This is a genomic window from Salipiger sp. PrR003 (genome assembly GCF_010500785.1).
Classification (GTDB): domain Bacteria; phylum Pseudomonadota; class Alphaproteobacteria; order Rhodobacterales; family Rhodobacteraceae; genus Salipiger; species Salipiger pacificus_A.
In genome coordinates this window covers 118,088-142,310 of the sequence record NZ_JAAGOV010000010.1, presented here as the reverse complement: position 1 = coordinate 142,310, position 24,223 = coordinate 118,088, and the positions used below count along the sequence as shown (strand labels likewise).

Annotated in this window: 26 protein-coding genes and 2 tRNA genes; 13 read left to right on the top strand and 15 right to left on the bottom strand. The window is 66.7% G+C overall.

Going from position 1 to position 24,223, the window contains the following annotated elements:
* The first annotated feature begins 35 nt into the window (after positions 1 to 35).
* The gene (locus tag G0D83_RS00785; protein ID WP_164188714.1) at positions 36 to 1,337 is read left to right on the top strand and encodes an FAD-binding oxidoreductase; all 1,302 of its coding nucleotides are present in this window, start codon (positions 36 to 38) and stop codon (positions 1,335 to 1,337) included.
* A 112-nt stretch (positions 1,338 to 1,449) separates the two neighbouring features.
* A complete protein-coding gene (locus tag G0D83_RS00780; protein WP_164188712.1) occupies positions 1,450 to 2,661 on the top strand; it encodes a DegT/DnrJ/EryC1/StrS aminotransferase family protein in 1,212 nt (403 codons plus the stop codon).
* On the opposite strand, the gene G0D83_RS00775 is transcribed toward G0D83_RS00780, so the two are convergent.
* The 5 genes from G0D83_RS00775 to G0D83_RS00755 form a co-directional block, all read right to left on the bottom strand.
* Positions 2,649 to 3,590, bottom strand: a complete 942-nt coding sequence (locus tag G0D83_RS00775) for a DMT family transporter (protein ID WP_164188710.1) — start codon at positions 3,588 to 3,590, stop codon at positions 2,649 to 2,651. The two genes, G0D83_RS00780 and G0D83_RS00775, sit on opposite strands and share 13 nt — an antisense overlap.
* 124 nt (positions 3,591 to 3,714) lie before the next feature.
* Positions 3,715 to 4,272, bottom strand: a complete 558-nt coding sequence (gene phaR, locus G0D83_RS00770) for a polyhydroxyalkanoate synthesis repressor PhaR (RefSeq protein WP_108964690.1) — start codon at positions 4,270 to 4,272, stop codon at positions 3,715 to 3,717.
* Positions 4,273 to 4,410: 138 nt separating this feature from the next.
* Complete coding sequence (locus G0D83_RS00765) at positions 4,411 to 5,385, bottom strand: Gfo/Idh/MocA family protein (RefSeq protein ID WP_164188708.1); 975 nt, start codon at positions 5,383 to 5,385, stop codon at positions 4,411 to 4,413.
* Between the two features lie 109 nt (positions 5,386 to 5,494).
* Complete coding sequence (gene rpoH, locus G0D83_RS00760) at positions 5,495 to 6,391, bottom strand: RNA polymerase sigma factor RpoH (RefSeq protein ID WP_164188706.1); 897 nt, start codon at positions 6,389 to 6,391, stop codon at positions 5,495 to 5,497.
* A 180-nt stretch (positions 6,392 to 6,571) separates the two neighbouring features.
* Positions 6,572 to 7,600: an RluA family pseudouridine synthase gene (locus G0D83_RS00755; protein ID WP_164188704.1), complete on the bottom strand. Its 1,029-nt coding sequence runs from the start codon at positions 7,598 to 7,600 to the stop codon at positions 6,572 to 6,574.
* Here G0D83_RS00755 and G0D83_RS00750 point away from each other — a divergent pair.
* Positions 7,599 to 7,922, top strand: a complete 324-nt coding sequence (locus tag G0D83_RS00750; RefSeq protein WP_164188702.1) for a DUF6476 family protein — start codon at positions 7,599 to 7,601, stop codon at positions 7,920 to 7,922. The two genes, G0D83_RS00755 and G0D83_RS00750, sit on opposite strands and share 2 nt — an antisense overlap.
* A 135-nt stretch (positions 7,923 to 8,057) precedes the next feature.
* On the opposite strand, the gene G0D83_RS00745 is transcribed toward G0D83_RS00750, so the two are convergent.
* A tRNA-His gene (locus G0D83_RS00745) sits at positions 8,058 to 8,134 on the bottom strand.
* A gap of 53 nt (positions 8,135 to 8,187) precedes the next feature.
* The gene (locus tag G0D83_RS00740; RefSeq protein WP_164188700.1) at positions 8,188 to 8,703 is read right to left on the bottom strand and encodes a GNAT family N-acetyltransferase; all 516 of its coding nucleotides are present in this window, start codon (positions 8,701 to 8,703) and stop codon (positions 8,188 to 8,190) included.
* A gap of 72 nt (positions 8,704 to 8,775) precedes the next feature.
* On the opposite strand from G0D83_RS00740, the gene G0D83_RS00735 reads away from it, so the two are divergent.
* The gene (locus tag G0D83_RS00735; protein WP_092424081.1) at positions 8,776 to 8,964 is read left to right on the top strand and encodes a DUF6324 family protein; all 189 of its coding nucleotides are present in this window, start codon (positions 8,776 to 8,778) and stop codon (positions 8,962 to 8,964) included.
* Positions 8,965 to 8,993: 29 nt separating this feature from the next.
* On the opposite strand, the gene G0D83_RS00730 is transcribed toward G0D83_RS00735, so the two are convergent.
* A complete protein-coding gene (locus G0D83_RS00730; RefSeq protein WP_164188698.1) occupies positions 8,994 to 9,455 on the bottom strand; it encodes an MmcB family DNA repair protein in 462 nt (153 codons plus the stop codon).
* Positions 9,456 to 9,564: 109 nt separating this feature from the next.
* Here G0D83_RS00730 and G0D83_RS00725 point away from each other — a divergent pair, with 109 nt between their 5' ends.
* Positions 9,565 to 10,905 (top strand): hypothetical protein, encoded by a 1,341-nt coding sequence (locus G0D83_RS00725; RefSeq protein ID WP_164188696.1) that lies wholly within the window; start codon positions 9,565 to 9,567, stop codon positions 10,903 to 10,905.
* Positions 10,902 to 11,642 carry a hypothetical protein gene (locus tag G0D83_RS00720; protein WP_164188694.1) on the top strand — a complete coding sequence of 247 codons (741 nt, stop codon included), beginning with the start codon at positions 10,902 to 10,904 and terminating at the stop codon, positions 11,640 to 11,642. Before G0D83_RS00725 ends, G0D83_RS00720 begins: the two co-directional genes overlap by 4 nt.
* A 320-nt stretch (positions 11,643 to 11,962) precedes the next feature.
* Here the strand turns inward: G0D83_RS00720 and G0D83_RS00715 are convergent, their stop codons facing one another.
* The 6 genes from G0D83_RS00715 to rlmB form a co-directional block, all read right to left on the bottom strand.
* Positions 11,963 to 12,274, bottom strand: a complete 312-nt coding sequence (locus G0D83_RS00715; protein WP_164188691.1) for a hypothetical protein — start codon at positions 12,272 to 12,274, stop codon at positions 11,963 to 11,965.
* Between the two features lie 245 nt (positions 12,275 to 12,519).
* Entirely contained in the window at positions 12,520 to 13,002 is a 483-nt protein-coding gene (gene nusB / locus G0D83_RS00710) for a transcription antitermination factor NusB (RefSeq protein WP_164188689.1), read from the bottom strand.
* Positions 12,999 to 13,550 carry a 6,7-dimethyl-8-ribityllumazine synthase gene (locus G0D83_RS00705; protein WP_164188687.1) on the bottom strand — a complete coding sequence of 184 codons (552 nt, stop codon included), beginning with the start codon at positions 13,548 to 13,550 and terminating at the stop codon, positions 12,999 to 13,001. Before G0D83_RS00705 ends, nusB begins: the two co-directional genes overlap by 4 nt.
* A gap of 2 nt (positions 13,551 to 13,552) precedes the next feature.
* Positions 13,553 to 14,674: a 3,4-dihydroxy-2-butanone-4-phosphate synthase gene (ribB, locus tag G0D83_RS00700; RefSeq protein ID WP_108964679.1), complete on the bottom strand. Its 1,122-nt coding sequence runs from the start codon at positions 14,672 to 14,674 to the stop codon at positions 13,553 to 13,555.
* A 108-nt stretch (positions 14,675 to 14,782) separates the two neighbouring features.
* On the bottom strand, positions 14,783 to 15,103 hold the full coding sequence (locus G0D83_RS00695) for a hypothetical protein (protein ID WP_164188685.1): 321 nt from the start codon (positions 15,101 to 15,103) through the stop codon (positions 14,783 to 14,785).
* A gap of 49 nt (positions 15,104 to 15,152) precedes the next feature.
* Positions 15,153 to 15,932: a 23S rRNA (guanosine(2251)-2'-O)-methyltransferase RlmB gene (rlmB, locus tag G0D83_RS00690; protein WP_164188683.1), complete on the bottom strand. Its 780-nt coding sequence runs from the start codon at positions 15,930 to 15,932 to the stop codon at positions 15,153 to 15,155.
* A gap of 152 nt (positions 15,933 to 16,084) precedes the next feature.
* On the opposite strand from rlmB, the gene G0D83_RS00685 reads away from it, so the two are divergent.
* The 7 genes from G0D83_RS00685 to ptsP all read left to right on the top strand — a co-directional run bounded on the left by G0D83_RS00685 (position 16,085) and on the right by ptsP (position 23,212).
* Positions 16,085 to 16,168 (top strand) — tRNA-Tyr (locus tag G0D83_RS00685).
* Positions 16,169 to 16,322: 154 nt separating this feature from the next.
* Entirely contained in the window at positions 16,323 to 17,537 is a 1,215-nt protein-coding gene (locus G0D83_RS00680; RefSeq protein ID WP_164188681.1) for a 3-deoxy-D-manno-octulosonic acid transferase, read from the top strand.
* A 35-nt stretch (positions 17,538 to 17,572) separates the two neighbouring features.
* The gene (locus G0D83_RS00675) at positions 17,573 to 18,040 is read left to right on the top strand and encodes an NUDIX hydrolase (RefSeq protein WP_164188678.1); all 468 of its coding nucleotides are present in this window, start codon (positions 17,573 to 17,575) and stop codon (positions 18,038 to 18,040) included.
* A gap of 60 nt (positions 18,041 to 18,100) precedes the next feature.
* Entirely contained in the window at positions 18,101 to 18,550 is a 450-nt protein-coding gene (locus G0D83_RS00670; protein ID WP_108964674.1) for a DUF1178 family protein, read from the top strand.
* Between the two features lie 10 nt (positions 18,551 to 18,560).
* Positions 18,561 to 19,205 carry an SDR family oxidoreductase gene (locus G0D83_RS00665; protein ID WP_164188676.1) on the top strand — a complete coding sequence of 215 codons (645 nt, stop codon included), beginning with the start codon at positions 18,561 to 18,563 and terminating at the stop codon, positions 19,203 to 19,205.
* Between the two features lie 212 nt (positions 19,206 to 19,417).
* A complete protein-coding gene (locus G0D83_RS00660; protein WP_164188674.1) occupies positions 19,418 to 20,677 on the top strand; it encodes an aspartate kinase in 1,260 nt (419 codons plus the stop codon).
* 285 nt (positions 20,678 to 20,962) lie between these two features.
* On the top strand, positions 20,963 to 23,212 hold the full coding sequence (gene ptsP, locus G0D83_RS00655) for a phosphoenolpyruvate--protein phosphotransferase (RefSeq protein WP_108967514.1): 2,250 nt from the start codon (positions 20,963 to 20,965) through the stop codon (positions 23,210 to 23,212).
* 224 nt (positions 23,213 to 23,436) lie between these two features.
* Here the strand turns inward: ptsP and G0D83_RS00650 are convergent, their stop codons facing one another.
* Positions 23,437 to 24,201, bottom strand: coding sequence for an EcsC family protein (locus tag G0D83_RS00650; RefSeq protein WP_108964671.1), 765 nt, complete (start codon positions 24,199 to 24,201; stop codon positions 23,437 to 23,439).
* Positions 24,202 to 24,223 lie beyond the last annotated feature (22 nt).

The window sequence follows — 24,223 nt, the reverse complement described above, 5'->3', positions numbered from 1 at the left end:
TATTTTCGCCTAGAAGAAACCACGGGAGACGCCTTATGGACCTGCTGTTCTCCAACGACCGGCGCGGCGAGTATCCGCAGAGCTGGTACGCAGCCACCGCGGAGATGTTGCCGCCCTTCCCCAAGCTCGAGGGTGAGGCGCGGGCCGATGTCTGCGTCATTGGCGGCGGCTATACCGGGCTGTCGGCCGCGCTGCACCTTGCCGAGGCCGGGCTCGACGTGGCGCTGCTCGAGGCGCATCGTGTGGGCTTCGGCGCCTCGGGGCGCAATGGCGGGCAGCTCGGCTCGGGGCAGAGGCAGGATCAGCTGAGCCTTGAGAAGATGGTCGGCGAAGGCAACGCGCGGGTTCTCTGGGATCTGGGCGAAGAGGCCAAGGAGCTCTGCCGCTCGCTGATCGCCAAGCATCAGATCGACTGTTACCTGCGTGACGGCGTCGCCTGGTGCGGCTCGAGCAAGGGCGACGTGGAGCACCTGCACCACTATGCCGCGCACATGGGCGAGAAATACGGCTACCAGATCGAGGCGCTGGACCGCGAGGCCTTCCACGCGCTCTGCCCCTCGCCCGACTATCGCGGCGGGGTGCTCGATATGGGCGCGGCGCATCTGCACCCGCTGCGCTTTGCGCTGGGGCTGGCCAAGGCCGCCGCCGGAGCCGGGGCACGGATCTACGAGACCAGTCATGTCGAGAGCGTCGAGCAGGGACGCGAGGTGCTGATCCACACCAGCGGCGGCACTCTGCGTGCGGGTCAGGTGATCTTTGCCTGCAACGGCTATCTTGGCGGGCTCGAGCCGAAGGTCGCGGCGAAGGTCATGCCGATCAACAACTTTATTGTCGCCACCGAGCCGCTCGGAGAACGCGCCCGCGACGTGCTCACCCGCGACGTGGCAGTGGCGGATTCCAAATTCGTGGTGAACTACTTCCGGCTCAGCCACGACGGGCGGCTGCTGTTCGGCGGCGGCGAAAGTTACGGCTACCGCTTCCCCGCTGACATCAAGGCGCTGGTGCGCAAGCCGATGCTGGAGATCTTCCCGCAGCTCGAGGACGCGCGCCTCGACTACGCCTGGGGCGGCACGCTGGCGATCACAATGAAGCGCCTGCCGCTGCTGGCCCGGCTCGGGCCCAACGTGCTCACCGCCTCGGGCTATTCCGGCCACGGGGTGGGCACCGCGGTGCACGCAGGGCGACTGCTGGCCGAGGCGGTGCGCGGACAGTCGGCGGGGTTCGACGCCATGGCGTCCCTGCCGGTGCCCGGCTTCCCGGGGGGCGCGGCGCTGCGCACGCCGCTTCTGGCGCTGGCGATGAGCTGGTACGCGCTGCGCGACCGCATCGGGATCTGAGACTGCCGCCGGGCAAGTTTCCGCAAGGCCTCCCCCCGGGGAGGCCTTTTCACTTGGCTGTCACAGATCAGGTGTTTAAGTTTTTCAGAAGAAACAATTTGGGTTTAGTGATATGAGCAGCCTTCCGAACATGCATGATGCGGAGCCCATTCCCGAAGACGCCCGCGCCGAGATCGACCGCCTGCTGCTGTCGGGCGATTTGTTCCGCTACACCGCCCCCGAGAACGCGCCTGTCGCCCTGCTTGAACGCGAGTTCGCAGCGCTGCTGGGCAGCAAATACGCGCTGGCGGTGTCGAGTTGCTCGGCGGCGCTCTTCCTGTCGCTGAAGGCGCTGGACCTGCCACGCGGCGCCAAGGTTCTGATCCCCGGCTTCACATTCGCCGCCGTTCCCTCCTCGATCGTGCATGCGGACTGCGTGCCGGTGCTCTGCGAGGTCGGCGAGAACTACCGCATCGACATCGCCGATTTCGAGGCCAAGCTCGAGGGCGTCAGCGCGGTGATCATCAGCCACATGCGCGGCCACACCTCGGACATGGACGCGATCCTGGCGCTTTGCGACGCGCGCGGCCTGCCGGTGATCGAGGATGCGGCGCATTCGCTCGGCACCACTTGGGCGGGGCGCAACATCGGCACGCTGGGCCGGGTCGGCTGCTTCTCGTTCCAGAGCTACAAGCTGGTCAATGCCGGCGAGGGCGGCATCCTGATCACCGATGATGCCGAATTGGTGGCGCGGGCGGTAATCCTCTCGGGCGCCTACGAACACAATTGGCGCAAGCATATGGCGCCGGGGGACAATTCCCCCGAGTTGGAAGAGGCCTTTGACCGCTGGCAGAACCGCCTTCCACTTTACAACCTGCGCCTATCCAACCTCGCCGCCGCGGTGATCCGCCCGCAGCTTGAGCACGTCGCGCGCCGTGTCCGCGACGGGCGGCGCAACCATGACCACGTGGCGGCACTCCTCAACCGCTCGCCCTGGATCGAGGTGCCGGAGAAGCTGGCGCCTGAGGAGCGCGCGCCGGACTCGCTGCAGTTCAACCTCACCGGGATGAGCGCCGGGGAGATGCGTGCCTTCCTGTCTGCCGCCGAGGCGGGCGGCGTGAAGGTGCAGCTCTTCGGGCTCTCGACAGACAATGCCCGGGCCTTCTGGAACTGGCAGTTCCTCGAGGAGGTGCCCGAGCTGCCGCGCACCCGCGCCATGCTCGAGCGCGCCTGCGACACCCGCCTGCCCGCCCGGCTAAGCCTCGCCGACTGCGAGGCAGTGGCCGAGGTGCTGATAGGCGCCGCCGAGAGCGTGATGGGTCCGCTGCGCGCCTACGGCACCTGAGCTTCGTCGGCGGGCGGCTTGCGGCGAAGACGCCCAAGCAGCCGCCCGTCGGTCACCACCAGCCCGGCGGCGATGATCCCGAGGCCGAGGTAGACGCCGGGCGGAAGCTGCTCGCCAAGGACGACGCGCCCGATGACAATGGCGAAGGGGGGAATGAGCAGAGTGACCAACATCAGGTTCGCCGCGCCCGCCCGGGAGAGAATCGCGAAGTAAAGGATGAAGGCCAGCGCCGTGGCCAGCAGCGACAGGCCCAGCAGCGCAGCCCAGACGCGCGGCGCGTAATCAAGCGTCGGCAGCCCGTCCTGCCAGAGCACCAGCGGCAGCATGATCACCGCGGCGCCCGCCAGCATGCCGAAGGCGTTGGCCAGCGGTGGCTGCCCGGCGAGCCGCAATTTGCCCCAGACGCTGGCCAGCGAGTAGCTCAGCGCCGCCAACAGCACCGCCCCCTGCCCCAGGTTGCGCGGATCGAGCGTGGTGAGCCGGTCCGGGCCGATCACCACCGCCACCCCGGCCAAGCCCAGGCCCGCCCCGGCCACCTTGCGCCAGCTCAGCCGCTCGTCGCGCAGCAAAAGCCCTGCCACCACCGCGCCCAGCACACCGGTCGAGGCGTTGAGGATCGCCGCCAGCCCGCTCTCGATATGGGTCTGGCCCCAAAAGATCAGCGTGAAGGGCAAGGCGTTGTTGAGTGCACCCATGACCAGGTAGGCTCCCCAGAGTCGCGGCGCGCGCGGCAGCTTGACCCCACGCAGGCGCAGCACCAGCCAGAGCGCGACGGCCGCGATCACCACCCGGTGCAGCGTCACCTGCATCGGGCTGAGTTCGGTCAGCGCGATTTCCGCAAAGAGGAAGGTGCTGCCCCAGAGCGCGGCCAGCGTGAGCAGCAACAGGCCCGAGCGGCGGTCGATGCGGAGAGAAGATGCGGTGTCCATCCCCTTCCTTTGCCGCAAGCCGCCTGCAGAGGAAATCCGAATCCTGCGCATTGCCGCGGCGGCGCTGAAAGTCGTGCTCTCGGGCGCCCCCCGAAACACCTCGGGCCCCGAAGGGCCCGCCGCGTCACTTGTCCATTTTCGAGAGCTTCTGCTGCAACTCGGCGAGCTGTTTCTTTATGGCGGCGAGGTCTTCCTCGCTTTCGCCTTGCGGCTCTTCCTTCTCGGGGCCGGACCAGCTCTTGCCCATGTTCCCGGCCATCGCCTTGAGGAAGGCCTCCTGCTGCGCCTGCATCGCCTCGAGCCCCGGGATTTTCGGCATCATCGGGTTCATGTGGCTCATGCTGTCCGCCCATTTGCTTTGGCTGTCGCGGAACATCTCGAAGCTGGCGGCAAGAAACTGCGGCACGACCGAGGTCGCCTGCGTGGTGTAGCTGCGCACGAGGTCGGTCAGCACGTTGATCGGCAGAACGCTCTCGCCGCGGCTCTCGTGCTCGGCGACGATCTGCAGCAGGTATTGCCGTGTAAGATCATCCCCCGACTTCAGATCGATGATCTGCACGTCGCGGCCGTCCCGAATGAAGCCCGAGATATCCTCGAGCGTCACGTAGTCGCTGGTCTCGGTATTGTAGAGCCGCCTGCTCGCGTAACGTTTGATGAGCAGCGGTTTTTCCTTGTCAGCCACGATGGACCCTCCCTCCACGCAGAGTTGAGAAGAAGCCTATGCGAGCGCAGAAAAAAAGAAAAGCATCAGTTTCACTGACACTTGCCGAGCGCGGCCAGCGATTTCGCTGCGCCGCGGCCCGGAAAATGCTGCGCAGCATCACCCCTGCGGCGCCGCAGCGAAGATGCGGTCGACAAAGGCCTGGGTGCCACGGCAGAACTCCAGCGGCAGCGGATAGTCCGCCGCGCCCATCGCTGCCCGGTTGAAGGCCTCGACCTGCAACACGTAATGATTCTCGGCCGGCCAGCGCCAGGTCCGGGTTTCCAGCCCCGGGCCGTGCAGCTCGAGCCGCGCCTCGCCGAAGACCTGCACGTTGAATGGCACAGGCAGGCGCATCACCGCCTTGGTCCCATGCAGCACGATCTCCTGCCAGGGCGCGGCACGGGTCGAGACGCGGCCGGTGTAGAGGAACCCCGGGAAGCGCGCCATCACGTGGGCACTGGCGTCGACCTCGTTCTGCCAGTCGATATCGGCGGCCAGGATCTCGCCAGGCTCCTGCCCCGTGATCAGCCGCACCGAGCCGAGGGCGTAGACGCCCACATCGCGCAACGCGCCGCCACCGACATCTGCCTGGTTGCGGATATTGCCGAGGTCGTCGTTGTAGAAACTATGGGTGCTGTCGACCCGCACCAGGTCGCCGATCTCGCCCGCCTGCAGAAGCTCGCGCGCCTTGGCGAACTGGGGGTGGTGCGCCACCATCCACGCCTCGGCCACCAACTTTCCCGTCGCCTGCCGCACGGCGATCAGCTCGTCTATCTCCTCGGCCCTCATCGCGATGGGTTTTTCACAAAGGACGTGCTTGCCGGCGTCGGCGGCCTTGCGGCTCCACTCTACATGCAGGCTGTTCGGCAGCGGGATGTAGACCGCATCGATCTCCGGATCGGCCAGAAGCGCCGCGTAGCCCTCATGCACCTTCAGCCCTGGCGCGAATTCGGCAAAGGGCACGGCCTTTTCCGGCTTGGAGGTGGCGATGGCGCTCAGCGCGCCGCCCCGCGCGGCGTGGATCGCGGGACCCATGTAGTTCTTCGCGAAATTGGCGGCGCCAAGGATGCCCCATCTGACGTGGTCGGCCATGATCTCTTCCCTTTTTGTGTCGCGCCTGATGTTAGCGCCCGCAGCGTCCCTCGCAAGCAAAACGCCCGCCGCAGGGCGACGGGCGTTCAAGGGGCCTTGCAAGACAGGATCAGGCGTCGGTGAGCATCCCCTGCTCCACCGCCAATTCACGCATGCGCTTCTGCAGCTTCTCGAAGGCGCGCACCTCGATCTGCCGAATCCGCTCGCGGCTGACGTCATAGATGCCCGACAGCTCCTCAAGCGTCACCGCCTGCTCGGCAAGACGGCGCTGGGTGAGAATGTCCTTCTCGCGTTCATTCAGCACGTCCATGGCTTGCGCCAGCAGGGCACGGCGCGCGTCCAGCTCGTCGCGCTCGGCATAATCGGCGGCCTGATCGGCGTCTTCATCTTCGAGCCAGTCCTGCCATTGCATTGACCCTTCGCCCTCGGAGCCGACAGTGGCGTTGAGCGAGGCATCTCCGCCCGACATGCGCCGGTTCATAGAGATCACCTCGTCCTCGGATACGCCGAGGTCGGTGGCGATCTTCTCGACGTGCTCGGGGCGCAGGTCACCCTCCTCCAGCGCACCGATGCGGTTTTTCGCTTTGCGCAGGTTGAAGAAGAGCTTCTTCTGCGCCGAGGTGGTGCCGAGCTTCACGAGGCTCCAGGACCGCAGGATGTATTCCTGGATCGAGGCACGGATCCACCACATGGCGTAGGTCGCAAGGCGGAAGCCCTTCTCGGGGTCGAAGCGTTTCACCGCCTGCATCAGGCCGACGTTGGCCTCCGAGATCACCTCGGCCTGCGGCAGGCCGTAGCCGCGGTAGCCCATGGCGATCTTCGCCGCGAGACGCAGGTGGCTGGTGACCATCTTGTGGGCCGACTCGGCGTCCTGCTCCTCGACCCAGCGCTTAGCCAGCATGTATTCCTCTTCCGGTTCCAGCAGAGGGAACTTCCGAATCTCCTGCAGGTAACGGCTGAGGCCGGCTTCCGGCGATGGCGCCGGCAGATTCGCATAGTTGCTCACGTGCCCCTTCCTCCAATGTTATGAGGGTTAACATGCCATATGGGCAGCCCCTCGGTGGAATTCAACCACCCCGCTGTGCACGGATGCACCATAGGGTGTTCAAGGTTTTCACGTGTTTAACGCATGGTCCCGGTGTGCGGATCCGGATTTTGGCGACCTCACGCAGATGCGAAGGATATGTCACTCGCCGCGCAGTGTCTGCAGCAGATGTGCCATGTCCGTGGGAAGCTCCGCCTCGAAGCGCAGCGCGTCGCCGGTCACCGGGTGCTCGAACCCCAAAAGCGCCGCGTGCAGCGCCTGCCGGTCGAAGCGATCGACCTCTGCCACCACCTGCGAGGGCAAAGCCTTAGCGGCGATCTTGCGGCGCCCGCCGTAGACCGGATCGCCGATCAACCCATGCCCGGCATGGGCCATGTGCACGCGGATCTGGTGGGTGCGCCCCGTCTCGAGCCGGCATTCCACCAGCGCCAGCGCCGGGGGCGTGCCGAAGGTCTCGAGCACCCGCGCCCGTGTCGTCGCATGCCGCCCCTGCCCGTCGAAATAGACCGCCTGCTTCTGCCGGTCGGTCTTGTGCCGCGCGAGGCCGGACTGGATGCGGATCACCTCTCCGGGCTCGACCGACACGCCTTTCACGCCGCGCAGCCGCGGATCGGCGGTCGAGGGCACCCCGTGCACCACCGCCAGATAGGCGCGCTCGGCGCTGTGCTTTTCGAATTGCGCGGCAAGGCCGTGATGCGCACGGTCGGATTTCGCCACCACCAGCAGACCCGAGGTATCCTTGTCGATCCGGTGCACGATGCCCGGCCGTTTCATCCCTCCGACACCCGAGAGCGCCTCGCCGAAGTGAAACAGCAGCGCATTGACCAGCGTCCCCGAGGGCGTGCCGGGCGCCGGGTGCACGACCATACCCGCGGGCTTGTTGACCACCACGAGGTCCTCGTCTTCCCAGACGATGTCGAGCGGGATGTCCTCGGGGCCGATGTGGCTCTCCTCGGCCTGTGGCACGGAGATCTCCAGCACGTCGCCCTCCTCGACCTTCGCCTTGGGGTCGGACAGCACCTCACCCGCACGGGTGACCGCGCCCTCGGCGATGAGTTTCGCGAGACGCGTGCGCGACAGCGCGGCTTCCTCTGGCACATCGCGTGCCAGCGCCTTATCAAGACGCGGCGGCGGGGCTTCCCCGATGACGACGCGCAGAGGCTGCTCCATGTCCAATACTCCTGAAGATCCCGAAATCCTGCCCGAACCGGCCAACCTGCGCTTCCTGCGGCGGCTGGTCACGGTGCTTACGGCGGTGATGATCGCAGGGCTTGTAGCCATTGTGTCGCTGATTGTCATCCGGTTCACGGCTGCCACCAAACCGCCCGCGCCTTTGCCAGCCGAGATCGCCCTGCCCTCCGGCGCGACGGCCTCGGCCTTCACTCAGGGCGGCGATTGGTATGCCGTGGTCACCACGGATGACCAGATCCTGATCTTCGACCGGGCGACACAAGAGCTGCGCCAGACCATCACGATCACCTCTGCCGACTGACCCCCCGAGGGTATTTCTTCTACGCAAGAATACCCCGGGCAGCCCGCGCCTCTGCACGGACTGGGCAGAGGCGCAAACCGGCGCGGCACAGGGAAACTGTGCGTCTCGGCCTGTCTCATACTGATGAGGGGGAGATGGTACCGCCTTCCCGGTTCGAACGGGAGACCTCTTGATCCACAATCAAGCGCTCTAACCTACTGAGCTAAGGCGGCACGCTCGGGGGAAATAACGCCAGCCATTTTCGATTGCAAGCCCCAATCCTGAGTTAAATCGCACGCTCCCAATGCTGCTCGACGAGCGGCACCCCGAAGCTGGTCACAGGTACCGAGGACACAAGAGAAAACCCGTTCTTGGCATAGAGCGCGCAGGCGGCGTGGTGGCTTTCATGGGTCCAGAGCGTCATCCGAGTGTACCCAACGTCACGCGCGAATCCCATGCAGGTCTCGAGCAGGCGCTGGCCGAGTCCCCTGCCCCGCGCCTCCGGCAGCAGCAGGAAGAGCCGCAGCTTGGCCAGCGACTCGCCCTCTCGCGCGCCCCCGTCGACGCAGAAAATGCTGCCGAGCCGGGCCTCCCCGTCCCAAGCGATCCACCCCCGCTCGCGCGCCGGGTCATGCGCCGCCTCGAAATCCCGCAGGATGCTCTCCACAAGCGGGCCGAAGCTGTCGTCGAACCCCTCGTCGCGCGCGTAGAGCTCGGCATGCTGGCGCACCAGCCAAGCCCGATCCTCGGCAGCGTAGGGCTTCAGCTTGATGGTCTCTCGCGGCGCGTGCAACGTGGACATCCCGCCCCTCTCGCTTGCAATATGCACATCGCGGGGCTAAGCCCGCGCCATTCCAGTTTCATGGGGACGGTCATGGGGATCAACACCGAACGCGACATCGAAGCCAACCTGCAGATCGGTCCGACCGACCAGGGCATGGTGCGTCTCTACATTTACGCCGGCGATCTCGAGATCCCGATGGATTTCGATCCCGAGGAAGCTGAGGAAATCGCCGAGGAGCTGCGCGCCGCCGCGGCCACCGCGCGCAAGGTCAAGCGCTGAGACGCCAGCCCGCCTGACATTTCCAGACCTTACCCCCAGGCGCCGAGCCGCGCCTCGGGGTCGCGCAGCGCCTGCAGCCGCCGCGCCGCATGGGTGGCAAAGCGCCGGATCAGCGCGTTGCGCCGCGCGCCGCTGAGCTTCGTCTCGGGCGCCATGCGAAGGATCTCCGCATCATAGGCGTCGGCGATGATGAGGCCCGTGCCCTCGGGCAGCAGGTCGGTCGGGAACAGCTCGTCCACGGCCCAGAAATAGCGGTCGCACCAGTCGAGATAGCCCTGCCATTTGCCGTCAGACATATAATCGGCGCGGCTGCTCTTGCATTCCACCACCCAGATCTCGCCCTTTGGCCCCAGCGCCATCACGTCGACCCGGCGGCCGCGCTCAGGCACGAATTCCTCGACCGGCGCGAAGCCGAGGCTGGCAAGGTGACGACAGACGCCACGGGCCAGCAGCTGGCCGGGCATCATTGGGGTTTCGCTCAGGATGCTCATGCCTCCAATATGAACAATAGGTGAACAAAGGCAACCCGAAGCCCGCTCACTCTTTTTTGCGCCCCCTTCACGCCTATCTCCTGTCAGATGGTTGCAGGAGGCCCCGCCCATGACAGACGCCGCAACAGACGCCCCGACGGCCGCGACAGATGACACCCGCTCCGCCCGGTCGAAGGCCCGTGGCATCCGCCACGCCCGCGAGCTCGAGTCTCACCTCGGCTGGCTCGACACCTTCTCGGGCACCGCGCTCGGCGTTCTTTCGGTGGCCTCGGGCATCTACACTTATCTCGGCGTCTCCTCGCTGCTGGAAGAGGGCGGTGCCTTCACCGTCTTTGCCGCGATCGCCTATTCGGTGGCGGTTTCCGTGGGCATCTTCGTCTTTTGGTCCTACCTGATGCGGCTGTTTCCGGCGATGCGCTCGACCCGCTCGCGCGTCGGGCTGCTGGCGGCCATGGGGCTTGGCTCGCTGGCAATCATCGCCATGTCGTCCTGGCTGAACGCGGCAGCGCTGGCGGGCTCGGCGGCGGTCGAGCAGCACCTCGCGAAGACAGTGCAGGACTACCAGGGCGCCCTCGAACGCACCCATGAGATCGCGCTTACCGGACAGTCTCTCGAGCGTGACGTGGCGCGGGTGCGGCAGAGTTTCGAAGACCTCTCGGAGCAGGAGGCACAGGGTTCGCTCTCGGGCCTCGCCGGGCGCGGCGCGGTCTTCCGCGTACTGCGCCAGAAGGCAGCGGAGCTCTCGGCGCTCGAGGCGCAGATCGCCGAGCAGACGCCGCTGGTGGACAGCGCCTTTGCCCAAGGCAACACGATCCTGTCGCGGATGCGCGCGCTGACCGTCGAGCCCGGCCCCGTCGAGCCGCGCTCGGTGGAATTCTCCGAGGCCGCGGTGGAATTGCAGGGGCTCATCGCCCAGCTCCGCCAGCTGTCGGTCGCGCCGCTGGTCGAGCGGGCGGCGCAGGATCTGGCAGCCTCGGTGGTGCTGCCCGAGCTCGACGGCCAGAGCGATGCCGACCGTGGCAGTCAGCAGGCGACCATCACCTCGGTGCTCGACGTGCTGGCGCAGCGGGCGACAACGCTGGAGCGCGCCGCACAAAACGTGCTGGCGTTGCAGCCCGCCGCAGAGGTCACCTATACGCCGGTCTCCGCCGCCGACGCGGTGATCATGTACGCCCGCAACTTCGTGCCCTCCTGGGCCGGGGCCATCGCCATCGACCTGCTTCCGGCGGTGCTGGTGCTGATCCTCGCCGTCACACATGGCGCGATTCGCCATGGCCGCGAAGGCGCCGAACTCGAGGACACGCTGACCCTCGCCGAGCTGCGCGCCGCGCTTCACGCCATGCGCGACGTCGAGACCACGCTGCACCCTGCACACCCGACCCCGGCACCCGCCAGCGCCGCCGCCGACGAGCCCCCCGAGGTCTCCCGTTTCGCCGGGCGCACGCCATGAGGCATCTGACGGTCGCCCGCGCCCTCACCGGCGCGCTGATTCTGCAGGTCGCCCTTGGCGGCTTCCTAGTCTGGGGCGATCTGACCAGCAGCAACTTCTCCCTGCCCCGCTTCGGTCCCAGCGCGCCGCGCCTGTCGCAGCCGGTGGAGCCCGGCGACCAGCGCCGCACCTTCGCGCCGAACCGCGACCTGCCGCCCCTCTCGCCGCTGCGCGATCCCGGCAAGCTGCCCAACCGGCTGACGCTGACCCAAGGCGATGGCACGACCTGGCGGCTCGAAGGCACCATCGCCGAGGGCGATGCCGAGCGGATCATCTCCGCGCTCGACGAGGCACCCTCGCTGGACACGCTGATCCTGCAGAGCCCCGGAGGCTCGGTGCCCGACGCGCTGGCCATCGGACGGCACGTGCGGCAGATGGGGCTCGAAACGCGCATGTTGGAGGGCGAATTCTGCTACTCCGCCTGCCCCTACCTTCTCGCCTCCGGCACAACCCGGGACATCGCCGAGGGCGCTTCGGTCGGGGTGCATCAGCACTATTTCGGTGAAAGCACAATCCTGCCCGCCTTTGTCGCGGTCGAGCAGATCCAGCGCGGCCAGGGCGAGGTGATGGAGTACCTCGAGGAAATGGGCATCGACCCCATGGTGCTGCGCCCCGCGCTCGCCACCCCCGCTGATCAGATCTACATCCTTCTGCCCGAGGAACTGACCCGCTACAACTTCGTGACAGAAGAAAGCTGACGGAGCGCGGCTTGCCCCTTGTCGCGGCGCCTCGGCACCACTATCTCCGGCTCAGGCGGGTTCTGACCTTTGCGTGCATGGTTGCATTCCGGTGGCCTTAAGCAATTCCGAGGGAGTTGGCTCTGTCCGGGCCCTGGTCCGGTTACCTGACGCCCACCTGTATATACAGGTCCTCGGGAATGAGATAACCCCACGGAAGGACCGGTTCCCGCCGCTTTTCCACAGATGGCTGACAGCACGGACGGCGCACCCCGCCGCACCCGGGCATGAAAAAAGCGCCCCGCGAGGAGGCGCTTCGAATCATTTCGGCCGTCTTGCGTTCAGAGAAGGCGGCGCGGCTTTTGCTCGACCGGGATGCGGATCGGCATCGGCTCGAGCGCCATGCGCTTGCCGCCCGAGGGCCGCAAGTGATCGCCCGACATGCGCATCACGGTCATCGCGAATTGCGCACCGGCAAACACCAGACCATTGAAAAGCCACAAGAGAACCACTGCCATCATGCCCGCGTCAGTATGGGTCACCAGGTGCTGCAGGTTGCCGACGTTCTGCCAGAGCAGCAACGCGACGAAGCCCGCCGACAGGCCGAAGCCGATCGCGCATTGGGTGATGTAGAGGCGGACGAGTTTCGGCATGTGACTCTCCTTCATCAGGTGGACCAAGCGTAGCGGACCCACGTCAAAGCACAAGACCCGCAGAATATTCCGCTCCGTCACAGTCAAATGTAGGGGGGCCAAAGCCAAACGCAAGCCGCGCTTCCGCGAGGGCAGCGGTGACCATCACAGAAGGGCCGGTCACGACGCGCGCGACCGGCCCTCTCTTCCAGGTCCGAATAGTCCGGGGAGGCGTGGTGCGGAGAGCCCCCTGCCCCTGCAGATCCTCAGAACGCCTCGGGCTTCGCCTCGCGCGCCATGTGGTCGAGCACCGCGTTGACGAATTGCACCTCGCGTCCGTCGGTGAAGAAGGCGCGGGCCACGTCGATGAACTCGGTGATCACCACTTTCGGCGGCGTGTCGAGCGCCACCATCTCAGCGCCAGCGGCGCGGAACAGCGCGCGCAGGATCGGGTCGATGCGGTCGATCGGCCATTTCGCCACCAGCGCGCGGTCGGTCATCTGGTCGATCTTGCCCTGCCAGTTGACCGCCTCGCCGACGATCTTCCCGAAGAGATCCACGTCCCCGTCCACCAGTTCCACGCCCTCTTCGACCTCCGCGCCGAAGCGGTAGTCGAGGAATTCACGCATCGTCTTCTCAGCCGTCGTGCCAGAAAGTTCCATCTGGTAGAGCGCCTGCACGGCGTAGAGCCGGGATGCGGATTTCATACGGCGTTTCTGATTGCCGGAAGGGGGGACCGGGGTAGTCATGCGCTATGCTTTCCTTTGGAAGCGCCCGCGATCTGGTATTCATCCTGGGCGGGCACGAATCCCACCCCCTTGCGGGCGCCGCCCCACCTACGGGCCAGCGCGACAAGATGCAAGGCTGCAGCCGCGGCGCCGCCGCCCTTGTTCTGGCCGGCCGATTCGGCGCGCACGCGCGCCTGCTCGTAGTTCTCGACCGTCAGGACGCCGTTGCCGATGCAGAGCCCCTGCAGGCCAAGCAGCGTCAGCCCGCGCGAGCTGTCGTTGCAGACGGTCTCGTAATGGGTGGTCTCGCCACGGATCACGCAGCCGAGCGCCACGTAGCCGTCGAAGTTCGACATGCGCTCGGCGATGCCGATCGCGGTCGGCACTTCCAGCGCGCCGGGGACCTCGACGATCTCGTGGAAGCCGCCCGCCGCCTCGATCTCGGCGATGGCACCGGCGATCAGCTCGTCGGCGATATCCTTGTAGTAAGGTGCCACGACGATAAGGATCTTCGCCGGCCTGTCGAACTCGGCGCGCGGCAGGGTGTAATGGGTTTCGTTCGAGGCCATCTTCACTCTCCGATCTTGCGGGTGCCCACGATCTCGAGCCCGTAGGCCTCGAGCCCGACGACGCGCGGGGTGGGCGAATTGGTCAGCAGCACCATCTTCGACAGGCCGAGCGACGAGAGAATCTGCGCCCCGAGCCCGTATTGACGCAGGGTGCGCGGAGAGACGTCGTCATGCAACTCAAGCTTCATCGACGTGTCGCGCAGCAACACGACCACGCCGCGCCCCTCATCGGCGACAGCCTTCATCGAGTCGCGGAACTCGTCCGAGCGCCCGCCATGTCCGGTGCCGATGATGTCGAGCATGGGATCGAGCGCATGCATCCGCACCAGCACCGGCTCGTCGCCGGAGATGTCGCCCTTGGTCAGCACGATGTGCTCGTCGCCGTGGGACTGGTCGGTGTAGATGCGCATGTTCCAGTCGCCGCCGAATTCCGAGCGGATCACCTCTTCGGAGCGCACGCGCACTAGGTTGTCGTGGCGGCGGCGGTAGGCGATGAGATCCGAGATCGTGCCGATCTTCAGCCCGTGGCGCTGCGCGAAGGCGACCAGCTCGGGCAGGCGCGACATGGTGCCGTCCTCGTTCATGATCTCGCAGATCACGCCGGCGGGGTTCAGCCCCGCCAGCCGCGAGACGTCCACGGCGGCCTCGGTGTGGCCGGCGCGGACCAGCACGCCGCCATCCTTGGCGCGCAGCGGGAAGACGTGCCCCGGGGTGGCGATGTCCGCCGCGCCCTTCGAGGCGTCGATGGCCACGGCGACGGTCTTCGCCCGGTCGGCAGCCGAGATGCCGGTGGTCACACCCTCGCGCGCCTCGATCGAGATGGTGAAGGCCGTCTCGTGGCGCGACGAGTTGTTGACCGACATCAGGTGCAGGCCCAGCTCGTCGATGCGCTTCGAGGTCATCGACAGGCAGATCAGGCCCCGGCCATGGGTGGCCATGAAGTTGATCGCGTCGGGGGTCGCCCATTGCGCCGGGATCACGAGGTCGCCCTCGTTCTCGCGGTCCTCGTGGTCGACGAGGATGAACATCCGCCCGTTGCGGGCATCCTCGATGATCTCCTCGACCGAGGAAATCGCGTCTTTCCAGTTTTCTTCAACCGGTCCCGGGTTTTCGTAGTCCGCCATGTCGCCTCGCATTTCGTCCCCCGCCAAATAAGACAGGAGGGCAAGAAAGACTAGGCCGGTTTTTGTGCGCCACCGTGCGGCATCCTGTGCATGCCTGGGCGCGCGGCTTCAGTCGAAGATGTCCTCGAGCAGATCAAAGATCCCCTTGGCCGCCCGTTGCGCCGGAGAGCGCCGTTTCTTGAGGTGCTTCTTCGCCATCTTGCGCGCGGCCTTCTCGGCCTTGCGCTGCGTTTTGGAGGGATGTGGCATCGGCCTCGCCTGCGCCGGGGCAGGACCGGTGGCGCAGCGCCCGGTCTCGGACTTGAGGTTCTTGAGCTGGCGCAGCGGCGCCCCGCAGGAGGCGCAGCTGAGTTCGTGGCGCTGCGTGCCGCTCAGAACGAGCGCGGCGCGGCTTCCGCAGTAGCAACAGGTGGCAATCGTCTGGACCATGCCCCCGATATGGGCGCGCCGCCGCCCCGCCGCAAGTTCGCGCCCCGGATCAGGGCCTTGCGGCGTAGAGCGCCACTGCTGCCGCGTTTGACACGTTGAGCGAGCCGAAGCCCCTCGCGAAGTCGATCTTCACCAGCTGGTCGACGGTTTCCTTGGTGCGCTGGCGCAGCCCCGGCCCCTCGGCGCCCAGCACCAGCGCCACGGCACGGTCGCGCCTGCCGTCCATCGCGGCGTCGATGCTGACCTCCGCCTCCCCGTCGAGGCCAAGAACGATGTAGCCCATCCCCTGCAGCGCCACGATGGTGTCTGCGAGGTTGCGCTCGCGCAGGTAGGGCTGGCGCTCGAGCGCACCAGACGCGGTCTTTGCCAGCGCGCCGGTCTCGGGCGCCGAGTGATGCAGCGTGCCGATCACCGCCTGCGCGCCGAAAACCTCGGCCGAGCGCAGGATTGCCCCAACGTTATGCGGATCGGTGACCCGGTCGAGAAGCACCAGACGGGGGGGCGTGTCGCCGTCTCCCAGCGCCACATCCTCGAGTCGGCCCCAGTTCAGCGGCTTCACTTCCAGTGCCGCCCCCTGGTGCACGGACTGCGGGTCAAGCGGCGCTCCGAACTTGCGAGGATCGTGGATCTCGGGCTCGATCCCGCCCGCTTCCAGCGCGTCTTCCAGCTTGGATTTTGCGTTTAGTGTCAAGATCAAGCGCAGCTTTTCGCGCTTGGGGTTCATCAGCGCATCACGCACCGCATGCAGGCCGAACAGCCAGACGGTCTCGGCCGCCTTGGCCTTCTTCCCCTGTTCCTTCTCGACCACCCATTTCGGTTTCTTGACCATGCCACGCGTCCTTTTTTCCTGAGCTTCGGTCTCTGCATCGCCCCGTGACGCGCTGCAAGATATTTTCCTGTTGACGACCCTTTTGAGTGCTTGTAGTCAGCGCCCCACGACGCCGGTCATACGGCGCCGGACGCCAGAGACTGGCGGAAAGTGGGCGACAGGCCGCAAGGTGTGGCAGGGGACTGTAACTCCCTCGCGGAGACGCACGCCTGGTTCGATTCCAGGGTCGCCCACCACTTTCCCTCTTCGGAAACATCTCCTTATATATCAATATATATCAAGCTTCCGGCAGCGCGGCACCCCCGCGTGCCCGAGTGTTGCGGCGCTTAGCCCTTCGGCCTAAGTGCCGTTTTGATATAACGATCTTGCCCCGAGGACCCTGTCCCGCCAATGTTGCGCTACCGTCTGCTTCTGTCCCTTTTCGCGGCCATCGTGCTTGGCCGGGCCGCGCTCAAGCGCGACTGGGACGGGATTCGCGCACGGCTCGGCCATGGCAAGGCGCAGCCTGGCGCGCATGTCTGGCTGCACGCTGCCTCGAACGGAGAGCTGGCCTCGGCGAAACCTGTGATCGAGGCGCTGCTCGCCGCCCGACCCGGGATGAAGCTGCTGGTCACCTGCAATTCCCAGTCGGGCGTGGCGCTGGCGCAAAGCTGGGGGCTCTGCGCGCGACTCGCACCGCTCGACCTCGCGCGGGCCTCGAAGCGCCTGCACCGGCGCTGGAACGTGACCAGCCATATCACCATGGAATCCGAACTCTGGCCGAACCGCCTGCTGAGCTGCCCCGGCCCGGTGCTGGTGCTCGGCGGGCGACTCACCGAGAGCACAGCCAAGGGCTGGCGCTTCTTCGGCGGACTGCAGGCACGGGTGTTGCACCGCGTCGCCTTCCTCTCGGCCCAGGATCCCGACTCGCGCGACCGTTTCGTCGCCGCCGGACTGCCTAAGGCGGCGCAGGGGCCGGTGGTTGATCTCAAGGCTCTCTACACCCCTCCCGATCAGCACGACGCTGCACTCGAGGCCGAATTTTCTCGCGCCCGCACCTGGCTCGCCGCCTCCACCCACGAGGGCGAGGACGAAACCGTGCTTGCAGCCCACGCCGAGGCGCGGAAACAGGATCCCGGACTGCGGCTGATACTCGCCCCGCGCCACCCGCATCGGGCCGAGCAAATTACCCGGCTCGCCGCCGCACAGGGGCTCAGCTGCGCGCGCCGCAGCCTCGGCGAGCCGCCGAGTGGCGCCGAGGTCTACCTGGCCGACACCCTGGGAGAGATGGCGCTCTTCTACCGCCTTGCGGGCCGGGTCTTCATCGCCGGCACGCTGACCGACCGCGGCGGCCACACGCCCTACGAGCCCGCGGCCTTTGGCGATGCGCTGATCCACGGCCCCGACGTGCGCAACTTCCGCGTGCCCTTTCGTCTGCTCGACGACGCCGGAGCTGCCCTCCCCATCGAGGACGCAGCGGGCCTTGCCGCCGCGCTGCTCTCGCTGACCGAGGAGAAGGCACAGCAGCGCGCAGGGGCCGCGGCCCGCGCGCTGCTCGCTCCGGAGGCATCGGCGGACGAACTTGTTTCCGAGCTGACACAACATATGGACGCAGCTGCCAAATAGGCGCATCCTCCTCTAAAAACGAGCAGGACAACAGGATGGGCGCTTCACTGGACATCGTTTCTCGCGGACCGGGCATCAGAACCCTGCCCAAGCGAACCCATGTGCAATATGCGGCGCTCTGCTACCGCATCCGCGACGGCAAGGTGCAGATCCTCCTCATCACCAGCCGCGGCCGCAGACGCTGGACCCTGCCCAAGGGATGGCCGATGCAGGGCCGCAGCCCGGCCAAGGCCGCCGCCCGCGAGGCCTGGGAAGAAGCCGGGGTAAAGGGGCTCGTGGACGAGCTCTGCGTCGGCGGCTACAGCTACCAGAAGCGCAGCTCGAACCGGCCGCATATGGCATTGGTCTATCCACTCGAAGTGGTGGAGCTCGACAAGAAGTTTCCCGAGCGGCGCGAACGCAAGCAACGTTGGGTCAGCCCGAAGCGTGCCGCCGAGATGGTCGATCACCCGGAACTGGCCAAGCTGCTCCTTGGCTTCCGCCCCTTTTCCCGCAAGCACTGACATCGGCTTGAACCTGCGCGGATTTTGACTAGGTAAAAGGGATCATTTCGGAACAGCCGCATGATCCAATACTCACTCAAATGCGCGGATGACCATCGCTTCGACAGTTGGTTCCAATCCGCCAGCGCCTTCGACAAGCTGCATGCCGCGGGCATGGTGGCCTGCGCCGTCTGCGGCACGCCAAAGGTGGAAAAGGTGCTCATGGCTCCGCGCGTGAACAGCGGCGCCGCGCGCCCCGAAAGCGCGCCGACCCCCGCCAAGGAAAAGCCCAACCTCTCCGAGCCCTCCTCGCCCGCCGAGCAGGCGCTGCGCGCGCTGCGCGAGCACGTCGAAAAGACCTCGGACTACGTTGGCCGCGATTTTGCCCGCGAGGCGCGCGCCATGCACAGCGGCGATGCTCCGCACCGCCCGATCTGGGGCGAAACCCGAGGCGACGAGGCCAAGGCCTTGATCGAGGACGGCGTGCCCGTGGCGCCCCTGCCCTTCATGCCGACACGAAAATCCAACTGAAAGACATGCCATGACCTTGCTGATCACCGGCGCGAACCGCGGCATAGGCGCGGCGCTCGTAAAGACCCTCTCGGCGCGTGGGCACGAGGTGCTGGGCACGGCGCGACATACCCCCGGGCTGCTGCCGCTCGACGTGAGCGACCCGGCCTCGCCGAAGGCACTGGCCGAGCACCTCGGCGAGAGCACGCTCGACGCGCTGATCTGCAACGCCGGGGTCTATCTCGACAAGCCGGAACCGCTCGACACCGGCTACCCGCCCGAGATGTGGGCCGAAATGTTCGCGGTCAATGTCACCGGGGTCTTCCTGACGGTGCAAGCGATGCTGCCGCTGCTGGAACGGGCCGAGACGCCGAAGATCATGATCATCTCCTCGCAGATGGGCTCGAACGCGCTGGCCAAGGGCAACGCGCTGATCTACCGCGCCAGCAAGGCCGCGGCGCTGAATCTCGGCACCAACCTTGCCGCCGCGCTGAAGCCGCGAGGCATCGCCGTGGGCATCTATCACCCCGGCTGGGTGAGCACCGAGATGGGGGGCAGCGGCGCCGAGCTTACCCCCGAGCAATCCGCCGCCGGACTCGCCGATCGGCTCGACGCGCTGAGCCTTGGGACCACCGGCTGCTTCGAAACCTGGGACGGCCGCGCGCACGCCTACTGAGCGCCCGGCGCGCCGCCGGACCCCGGCGGCCGCGCTCCCGCAAAGCCGCAAACGAAGAACCGCGAAGCGCCGGCGGCCCCATCTTTTCGAATATGCCAGAATGCCCCGGACCCACGCAGCGATCGCTCGCGGCGGGCGCGCAATCCCCTTGCGCAGCCCCGCCCCCCCAAGTAAAGCACCGCTGATTCAAAGGACCATGCCGGGGAGGCGCCATGCCCGTTCTCGTGATGAAATTCGGCGGCACCTCCGTCGCCACGCTTGACCGGATCCGCCGGGCCGCCAAACGCGTCGGCGTCGAAGTGGCCAAGGGCTACGACGTGATCGTCATCGTCTCGGCCATGTCGGGCGAGACCAACAAGCTCGTCGGCTACGTCGAGGAGACCTCGCCGCTGTTCGACGCGCGCGAATATGACGCCGTCGTCTCTTCGGGCGAGAACGTGACCGCCGGCCTGATGGCGCTGACGCTGCAGGAAATGGATATCCCCGCGCGCAGCTGGCAGGGCTGGCAGGTGCCTCTGCTGACCACTTCGGCACATAGCGCCGCGCGGATCGAAGGCATCCCCCCCGAGAACATCAACCGCAAGTTCGCCGAGGGCATGAAGGTGGCCGTGGTTGCCGGTTTCCAGGGCATCAGCCCCGAGGGCCGCATCACCACGCTGGGCCGGGGCGGCTCGGACACCACCGCCGTCGCCTTCGCCGCAGCCTTCGAGGCCGAGCGCTGCGACATCTACACCGATGTCGACGGCGTCTATACCACCGACCCGCGAATCTGCGAGAAGGCCCGAAAGCTCGACCGCATCTCTTTCGAGGAAATGCTCGAGCTGGCCTCGCTGGGCGCCAAGGTGCTGCAGACCCGCTCGGTCGAACTCGCCATGCGTTACAAGGTGAAGCTGCGGGTCCTCTCCAGCTTCGAGGAACAGTCGGACGACGCCGGGACGCTCGTTTGCGACGAGGAGGATATCATGGAATCCAAAGTTGTGGCCGGTGTGGCCTTTTCGCGCGACGAGGCCAAGATGACCCTCGTCACCATCGCAGACCGTCCGGGCATCGCCGCCGCGATCTTCGGCACGCTGGCCGATGCCGGCGTGAACGTCGACATGATTGTGCAGAACGTCTCGGAAACCAACTACAAGGGTCATGAGGGCGGCGTTACCGACATGACCTTCTCCTGCCCGGTCAACCAGGTGAAGCGCGCGGAGAAGGCACTGGCCGATGCGCAGGAAGCCGGCACGCTGACCTTCGACAAGCTCGAATCGGAAACCGAGGTCGCCAAGGTCTCGGTCGTCGGCATCGGCATGCGTTCGGCGGCCGGTGTGGCGGCGAAGATGTTCAAGGTGCTCTCGGACGAGAACATCAACATCCAGGTCATCACCACGTCCGAGATCAAGATCTCCGTGCTGATCGAACGCAAGTACATGGAACTCGCGGTGCAGGCCCTTCACGACGCCTTCGAACTCGAAAGGGCCAACTGACCGGAGGCGCCTCGCGCACCCCGAAAATCATCGATGGCGGCGCCTCTCGGGGCGCCGCTTCTTTTATTGGCCAAGGCGACAGTTCTTTTCCGCGCCCATATGCGCGACAATCTTCCCGGAAATACCGCCCTGTCGCGGCGATCCCTTCTCAAAGGCGCGGAAAGGCGCGGCAAATGGTCGTTTCAACGCGCGGGAATTCGACCGTCCTATTTGATCCCGTTTCCTTTCTTCGGGCAAACCGCATATAGCTGATCCCAAGCGGAACGAATGAAGACGGGCAGCAAAATGCCGGATGGCACGGAAAGCGAAAGCCGCAAGCTTCTGGGGCGGCTGAGAGACACGATGGCCGAGGATGCCGCCGGGCAGGCGCGCCTCGACAAGATCATGCATCTGACCGCCGATTCCATGGGCTCCGAAGTCTGCTCGATTTACCTCTTCCGCGACGAGGACACGCTCGAGCTCTGCGCCACCGAGGGGCTCAAGAAAGAGGCCGTACACCAGACCCGGATGCGCATGGGCGAAGGCCTCGTGGGCCGCGTCGCGCGCAGCGGCAAGGTGGTCAACACCGCCGACGCCCCCTCGGCCAAGGGCTTTCGCTACATGCCCGAGACCGGCGAAGAGATTTACTCCAGCTTCCTCGGCGTCCCGATCCAGCGCCTTGGCGAGACGCTGGGCGTGCTGGTCGTGCAGACCAAGCAGAAACGCGAGTTCACCGCGGACGAGGTCTACGCGCTGGAAGTGGTCGCCATGGTGCTGGCCGAGATGACCGAGCTCGGCGCCTTCGTCGGCGACACCGCGGCGCTTTCGGCACGGCACACCCAGCCCACCATGCTGCGTGGCGGCACCGGTCAGGAAGGCACCGCCGAGGGCCACGTCTGGCTGCACGAGCCGCGAGTGATGGTGACCAACCTCGTCGCCGACGACCCCGAGCGAGAGCGCCAGCGGCTGGATGAGGCCATCGAACAGCTACGCGTCAGCGTTGACGAGATGCTCGCCGGCGCGGTCCAGGATGCCGAACAGCTCGAAGTGCTCGAGGCCTATCGCATGTTCGCCAACTCGAAGGGCTGGCGTCGGCGCATGGAGGAAGACATCTCGCGCGGGCTCTCCGCCGAGGCCGCCGTGGAAAAGGAACAATCCGCGGCCCGCGCCCGGATGAGCCAGGTCGCCGACAACTACCTGCGCGAGCGGCTGCACGATCTGGACGACCTGTCGAATCGCTTGCTGCGCATCCTCACCGGACAGGGCAAGGACACCGGCGCCTCGATGCCCGCCGATCCCATTCTCGTTGCCCGCAGCATCGGCCCCGCCGAGCTGCTGGACTATGGCCGCCAGCTGCGTGGCATCGTCCTCGAGGAAGGCTCGGTCGGCAGCCACGCCGCCGTCGTCGCCCGCGCGCTGGCGATCCCGCTGGTGATCAACGCGCCGCGCATCACCACCGAGGCGCTGAACGGCGACCACATCATGGTCGACGGCGATCAGGGCGTGGTGCACCTGCGCCCCGACGACACGGTCGTCACCGCCTTCCGCGACAAGATCGCCATGCAGGCCGAGGCGCAGGAACGCTATGCCTCGATCCGCCAGAAGCCCGCGGTCTCGCTCTGCGGCAAGCGGATCAGCCTCCACATGAACGCGGGCCTGCTCGCCGACCTGCCTTCGCTCGAGAACTCCGGCGCCGAGGGCGTGGGCCTCTTCCGCACCGAACTGCAGTTCCTGGTGCGAAACAAGATGCCCTCGCGGACCGAACTGGTCGCCGTCTACAAACGCGTGATCGAGGCCGCCGAGGCCGCCGGTGACAAGCCGGTAATCTTCCGCACGCTCGACATCGGCTCGGACAAGGTGCTGCCCTACATGAAGCCCACCGACGAGCCCAACCCGGCGCTCGGCTGGCGGGCGATCCGCGTCGGTCTCGACCGGCCCGGCGTCATGCGCATGCAGCTGCAGGCGCTCCTGCGCGCCTGCGAAGGTCGGCCGCTGACGCTGATGTTCCCCTTTGTTGCCCAATGGGAAGAGTTCCGCGCCGCCCGCGCCGAGGTCGACAAGGCCATCGCCACCGAGCGCAAGCTCGGCCACGTGGTGCCCGAGAAGATATCGGTCGGCACCATGCTCGAGACCCCGAGCCTCGCCTACGCCTCGAACAAGTTTTTCGAGGAGGTCGAGTTCGTCTCGATCGGCGGCAACGATCTCAAGCAGTTCTTCTTTGCCGCCGACCGCGAGAACGAGCGGGTGCGGCGGCGCTACGACACGCTGAACGTCAGCTTCCTGACGTTCCTCGAGCAGATCGTGCAGCGCTGCTCGGCCACCGGCACGCCGCTCAGCTTCTGCGGCGAGGATGCGGGCCGACCGATCGAGGCAATCTGCCTCGCCGCCATCGGGCTGCATCGTCTGTCGATGCGCCCGGCCTCGATCGGGCCGGTGAAGAGCCTGATCATGCGCACGGATCTCGACGCGCTTTACGACGTGATCTGCGACGCCCGCGAGCGCGGCGAGCAATCGGTGCGCGGCGCTGTCATGGAGTACATGCGCTGGCAGGGATGAGCCGGGGCGGAGCGCGCCCAGTTTCTCGCGCTCCATGCCCTCGTCCCGGTCGGACCACGAAGCTCGCCCGGCGCATCGGTCCCCCGCACCCCGGGCGATAGTGGTCGTGCGCGCATCTCCGGCCGTTCTGGCACGGGACGCCCCCCGCGCCTTCTGCGCGAGTGCTGCGGCGCGGATTACACCACGCCCCGAGCACCTGATAAGCCATTAACCTTGCGAAGTGGTTAAGCGCGCAGCGCCAGCTTTTCCTGCAGAGCGGCCACCAACTCGGCGCGCGGACGGCCGCTCTGCTCGGCAAGCCGCAGCAAGCCGAAGTGCACATGCGCCATCTGCTGGTAGTAGCTGGTATAGGCGTAGTTGGTCGCCGCCCCCGCCGCCGCGCCCAGCACCGGCACGGTCTGCGCCGCCAGCTTCTGACCCATCGCCGTCGCCAGCCGCGGCGCGACCTTGCCGATCAGCCCGTGCACCGTCGCCCCGGTGAGCGTGACCCGGGTGGCAAGGAATCCCAGATCCGCGCCATCATCCGCCTCGAGCGGTCCAGCCGAGGCAAAGACGCTGAGGCACTCGCGCTTGATCTCGGGCATCTCGGGGTCGAAGCCGTATTCCGCCGCGATCCCCTGGATCGCGCGCAGCAGCACCGTCACGGTCACCGGCAACTCGGCCAGAGCGGTCGGCAGTCCCCCGGCGCCGCCCGCCGCGCCCATGGCGGTCGCGAGCGCGGTGTTCAGCCAGCCCTTCTGGTCGGGTACGGCGCGGCGCGAGCCCGTGGCGGCCTTCAGCGCCAGCTCGAGCGCCTTGGCGGTGCTGGTCTCGAGCCGCTCCTTCACCCGGTCGGGCAGGCGTTCGAGCAGGTTCTCGGCCTGGCCGCCGATGATGTTGAGCACCTGCAGCCCGACCCCGCCCGCGGCCCGGTGGCGGCGGGCCAGCGCGGCGATCTCGGCGTCGATGCTGAGGGGAACGAGCTGCGTTCCGGAAACGGGTGCGGTCATGGGCGGGCCTCCTCGGGTCTCC